The 4,976-nt window shown below is 43.7% G+C and carries 4 protein-coding genes; 3 read left to right on the top strand and 1 reads right to left on the bottom strand.

Annotated features, from left to right (window positions below; translation table 11 throughout):
* Positions 1-157: 157 nt before the first annotated feature.
* Positions 158-1,144: a bifunctional methylenetetrahydrofolate dehydrogenase/methenyltetrahydrofolate cyclohydrolase gene (locus tag HMPREF2909_RS01400; protein ID WP_084797191.1), complete on the bottom strand. Its 987-nt coding sequence runs from the start codon at positions 1,142-1,144 to the stop codon at positions 158-160.
* A 131-nt stretch (positions 1,145-1,275) separates the two neighbouring features.
* Here HMPREF2909_RS01400 and HMPREF2909_RS01395 point away from each other — a divergent pair, with 131 nt between their 5' ends.
* The 3 genes from HMPREF2909_RS01395 (at position 1,276) to HMPREF2909_RS01385 (ending at position 4,459) form a co-directional block, all read left to right on the top strand.
* Entirely contained in the window at positions 1,276-2,298 is a 1,023-nt protein-coding gene (locus HMPREF2909_RS01395; RefSeq protein ID WP_071414943.1) for a metal ABC transporter solute-binding protein, Zn/Mn family, read from the top strand.
* 183 nt (positions 2,299-2,481) lie between these two features.
* Entirely contained in the window at positions 2,482-3,639 is a 1,158-nt protein-coding gene (locus HMPREF2909_RS01390; RefSeq protein ID WP_071414942.1) for a metal ABC transporter ATP-binding protein, read from the top strand.
* A complete protein-coding gene (locus HMPREF2909_RS01385) occupies positions 3,626-4,459 on the top strand; it encodes a metal ABC transporter permease (RefSeq protein ID WP_071414946.1) in 834 nt (277 codons plus the stop codon). The genes HMPREF2909_RS01390 and HMPREF2909_RS01385 overlap by 14 nt, the downstream gene beginning before the upstream one ends.
* Positions 4,460-4,976 lie beyond the last annotated feature (517 nt).

Below are 4,976 nucleotides of genomic sequence, written 5' to 3'. Positions count from 1 at the left end.
CCGGGGCGATGTCTTAACACATACCAGTCAGAGGGATCAACTGATACCTACTAGACAACATCCCCCCCTTAAACCCCGCCAAAATACAAAGAACCGGTTAAGTATCGCAAGCTCACCCCAAAAAAGCCGACTGCAGATAATCAGATTACTAATCAGATTACGCAGCTTTTCTTTCCGCCATTTCTACAATATTTTTCAACAGCATAGCACGTGTCATTGGACCCACTCCCCCTGGATTTGGAGTGTATGCACTCGCTTTGGCGTGACATGCTGGGTCAATATCGCCATGAATTTTCCACTTACCTTCGTCTTCAACGAAAACACGCGAAACTCCCACATCAACAAGCACAGCACCGTCCTTAATCATATGTGGTTTCACAAAATAATCAGATCCCATAGCAGCAATAACAATATCTGCCTGACGAATTTTATCTTCAATATTGCGCGTGCGTGAATGGCAGTTAATAACCGTCGCATCGTATCCGTGCAAACTCAGTAATAAACCAACTGTACGGCCGATAGTTATACCTCGACCCAACACGCAGACATCTTTGCCTAATAAATCAATACCTGCTGACTCAAGTAAAGCGATAACTCCTCGTGGCGTACAAGGCAAAGGCACAGCAGGAACGCTATCTGTGTGCAAAACTAACTGTCCTACATTCATCGGATGCATGCCATCTGCATCTTTTTCTGGAGCAATACTCTCCAATACTTTCAGTGTATTGACGTGCTTAGGTAAAGGAAGTTGCACAATAAAACCGTCACAAGCAGGGTCATTATTTAACTGCTCAACAGCGGCAAGAATGTCGTCTTCACTTGCCTCTGCTGGCAAATTAATACGAATAGAGTTAACGCCAATCTCAGCGCAATCTTTATGCTTGCCTGCTACATATTTCACAGAGCCAGCATCTTCACCCACTAAAATCGTTCCCAAACCGCACGTAACGCCCTGCTTTTTTAAGTTCTCTACTCGCTGAGCTAAATCAGCTTTCAGACTGTGGGCTAATTCAGTGCCACTGATACGTAAAGACTGTTCATTACTTTTGAAATTGCCTGCGTCACGATTATAAGCATTATAAGTGCTATGAGCATCGACATTGTGCGCAGTGCCGTCATGCGATGTGCTGTCTGCTGTAGTCATTACTTCAACTCCCTGTAACGAATCCCTCTAGTGGCGTAAATACGTCTTTAATGGTACTATGAGGTGGTGCAATAGAATACATTCTGTGCACACTATGACATTGATACATAAGGTAGAAAGAGTCAAGTAAGATGAAAATGCATCGAAACTTTGACGTCAAAACTATTATCCGCCGTACTGTTGCCACATTGACTGTGGGCGCGGCTCTCTTTTCTGTGAGCGCTTGTGGTGCTAAATCTGCAGACAAGACAGAGAAAAAGGCAGATACTTCACAAAAAACTACAGCAAAAGATCCATTAACAGTTGTAGCTTCTGTTAATCAGTGGGGTTCGTTAGCACAAGAAATTGGTGGCGACCACGTAAAGGTCACGTCCATTATTAACAGTTCCAATGTAGAAGCACATGATTACGAACCATCTACAGCGGAAATTGCACAGCTTACATCAGCAAATATTGCTGTGGTTAATGGCGGTCATTACGATGAGTGGGCGACTAAGGCATTGTCCTCCGCAAAATCGGTGCAAAGCGTGAACGCAGCTTCTATTATTGGAGCTAGCGAAAGCGATAATCCACATTTATGGTTCTCTTCCGATGCGCGTAAAGCAGTAGCAGAGTCCTTAAAGAAAACTTATGCTCAGCTTCTTCCTGCTTCGAAGGATTATTTCCAGAAGCAATATGATGCATGGTTGAAGAGCGAAACCGAACTCGACAATACTATGAACGAGTTCAAGAACAAGTATGCCGATACCCCATACGCTGCAACTGAATCTGTTGCCTACTATCTCTACTCTGATTTGGGATTGAAGGACGTAACTCCAGAAGGCTATGCTAATGCGAGCGCGAATGAGTCAGAGCCAACTGCAGCAGATTTGCAAGCTTTCCAGAGTATTATTGAAGGTCACCAGATTAAGTTCCTTGTGAATAATCCTCAGGAAAGTTCTGACGCAACGAATATGCTCACTGGAACAGCTGGAAAGTCTGATATTCCTGTAGTCAATATTACTGAGCAAATTCCATCGCAATACACTACTTTGCATGCATGGATTAAGGCCTTGGTAGAAAACTTGACCGCAACCTTAGACACGGGTGTAAATCCAGATACCACTGTGTATGAGCAGTCTGAACACAGTGATCATGATCATGACCATGATTAATAAAACTCAATAGTTTTGTCAGTCATGGATAGCAGATGGAAACAGGGTGTTGAGTAACAAGCTCAGCGCCCATTTTCTTCTTACTTTCGTCACTATCTATGCTTTTCGTTGTCTTAAATGTCTTTACTGTCGTTCTCTAAAGAGCCACACCATATAATACTGAAATAATACTGAAAGATTATCATGTCGTCTTTTTCTCACACTGATAAATCTGTGCAGCCGCAAGAGCAGAGCGTTGTTGCGCAGCCTACGCGGGATACTCAGACCGCACAGACTGCGCAACCAGACGCGCACACGCACGCTCAAGCTTCCGAGCCTGCTAAGACTTCCGAGCCTGCTATCGAATTTATTGATGCAGAGGTTCAACGCGCACACCGTGTTATTTGGTCACACGGCAATTTCTCTATTCCTACAGGTAGCGTAACTGCGATTGTGGGAACAAATGGTACCGGAAAAACCACTATGCTATCTACTGAGCTGGGTATTATTCCTTTATCGTCCGGACGTCTGCGCGTTCTAGGCGCAGCGCCTGGTAAGAAAAATGCGCGTATTGGCTATGTTCCTCAAAATTACACATCTATTAATGAAAGCAATATTACTGTTTTTGATTTTGTTCTTCTCGGTATTAGCGGTTCTCGTTGGGGCTTTCTGCCAAGTTCTCATGCAGATAGACAAGCTGTTGACGACATTCTTGATTTTGTGGGGTTAATGCACAAAGCGCAGTCACGTATTCGCGATTTATCGGGAGGTCAGCGTCAGCGTGCTGCTATTGCACAAGCTTTGGTTAACAAACCAGAGCTGCTTATTTTAGATGAGCCACTGGCAAATTTGGATATTGCCAGCCAACATTCTATTGTTGAACTGCTTGCAGAGCTTAATAAACGTACTGGTATGACCATTCAAGTTGTGGCTCATGATTTGAATGTTCTCCTGCCAATTCTGACCGGAGCCGTGTATTTGCTTGACGGACACCCTCATTATTCATCTATGAATAATATGCTCGATTCTAATCTTCTCACTCATTTATATGGCACAACTGTGGAAGTCATTACCACACCTCAGGGCGATATGTTTGTGACGCATAATTCAGATGTCGAGCCACCAAGTCGCACAGTTCATGATGAACATCCTACGCAGGACGCCGCTCAATGGCATTCACCTCACCATAAAGAGGAAAACTACGTGGAAAATTGTTCGGGCGAGCAGACAGATATCAAGCAGACAGAAGACATGGAACAGACTGAACATATCGAACTGGCAGAACATGCTGATAATCCGCACGCCCCAGCCGCTTCAATCTCTGCAGATTCTACGAGCACAAACCAGAATTTCGAGGCTTAACATGCAATACAATCCTTTATGGCATACAATTCTTCAAGCCGACTTTGTTCAACGCGCTTTTATTGCCAGCGTTCTTATCTCTGTTGCTGCTGGCGTTGTAGGTTATTTTGTTATTACTCGCAAATCTACTTTTGCTGCGCACGCTTTAGCTCATATTGGTTTACCAGGCGCAACTGGAGCTGTGCTTCTCGGCATTCCTGTTTTGTGGGGTATGGGTATTTTCTCGCTTTTGGGTGCTTTGACTATTGGAACTTTAGGTAAAAAAGCATCAGATAGAGAAGTTGCTACTGGCTCTGTTTTAGCTTTTGCCACTGCTTTGGGTTTGTATTTTTCTAATCTCTCTTCAGGCGCAGCAAAGCAAATGCAGTCTATATTATTTGGTTCAGTACTTACTATTACAAACGATCAACTAATATCTTTTGCTCTTCTTGATTGCCTGCTTATCCTCGTACTCGCTCTTATTTTTAGACCGCTCCTTTTCAGTTCTCTCGATGAGAGCGTAGCGCGTGCTAAAGGTTTACCTGTTACTGTTTTGGGTATTATTTTTATGGTTATGATGGCAAGCGTTATTACTGTAGCAGTTCCTGCTGTAGGAACATTATTGATTTTTGCTCTTGTTATTACACCAGCAGATACAGCGATGATGCTTACTCAATCCCCTTTGCGAGCCATTTTGATGACTGTTCTTCTCTGTTTAGCATCGATGTGGGGAGGTTTGATTCTCTCTACGATGTTCGATATGCCACCTAGCTTCGTTATTGTGAGCATAAGCGTAATTCTGTGGTTGCTTGCTAAGTTATACACGCGATTACACGCTTAAACGGCTCATCGGACTTAACTGGGTGTTTAGTGGAGATGTTGCCCCAGTAGATTCCAGCTGATTCCTCCGGATGTTATGAGTCAAGACACCGCTCGGGCGCGAATGCGGTTTGCCTTTATGAGTGCATATCGATACGCGCAACTGTTATGCCAGTTTTGATGCCATTTTGTACATCAAAACTGGCATATCGGGTGTATTAATCGATTAAGCAGAATGCGTAAGAGTAAGAGTATTTCGAATTTAACGCAGTTTGAAAGTTGATTGCGTGTAACAGCTGCAAAACTCCAGAGGGTGTTCGTTTTCTGTATATGATTGGACGTTCTATGGTGAGTCCCATTTAGAGTTATTGAGGCTGGTCGCAATGAGGTTGTGCTTGACCTGGCTATCTTGGTTCATCACACAGTTGATTAAAAAAGGTTAGCCGTTATGCTGTGCACACCATAACCTTTCATCTTTCTCATGCAGCACACACAACCATACATGGTATTGCTCTTCTTTAAGAGTGCTGCATGGCAAC

The sequence above is a fragment of the Alloscardovia sp. HMSC034E08 genome (genome assembly GCF_001813415.1).
Taxonomy (GTDB): domain Bacteria; phylum Actinomycetota; class Actinomycetes; order Actinomycetales; family Bifidobacteriaceae; genus Alloscardovia; species Alloscardovia omnicolens.
This window is presented reverse-complemented; position numbering and strand designations above follow the sequence as displayed.

Coding starts and splice junctions, on each gene's coding strand:
- HMPREF2909_RS01395 (WP_071414943.1), top strand. CDS start 1,276: ATGAAAATGCATCGAAACTTTGACGTCAAAACTATTATCCGCCGTACT.
- HMPREF2909_RS01390 (WP_071414942.1), top strand. CDS start 2,482: ATGTCGTCTTTTTCTCACACTGATAAATCTGTGCAGCCGCAAGAGCAG.
- HMPREF2909_RS01400 (WP_084797191.1), bottom strand. CDS start 1,144: ATGACTACAGCAGACAGCACATCGCATGACGGCACTGCGCACAATGTC.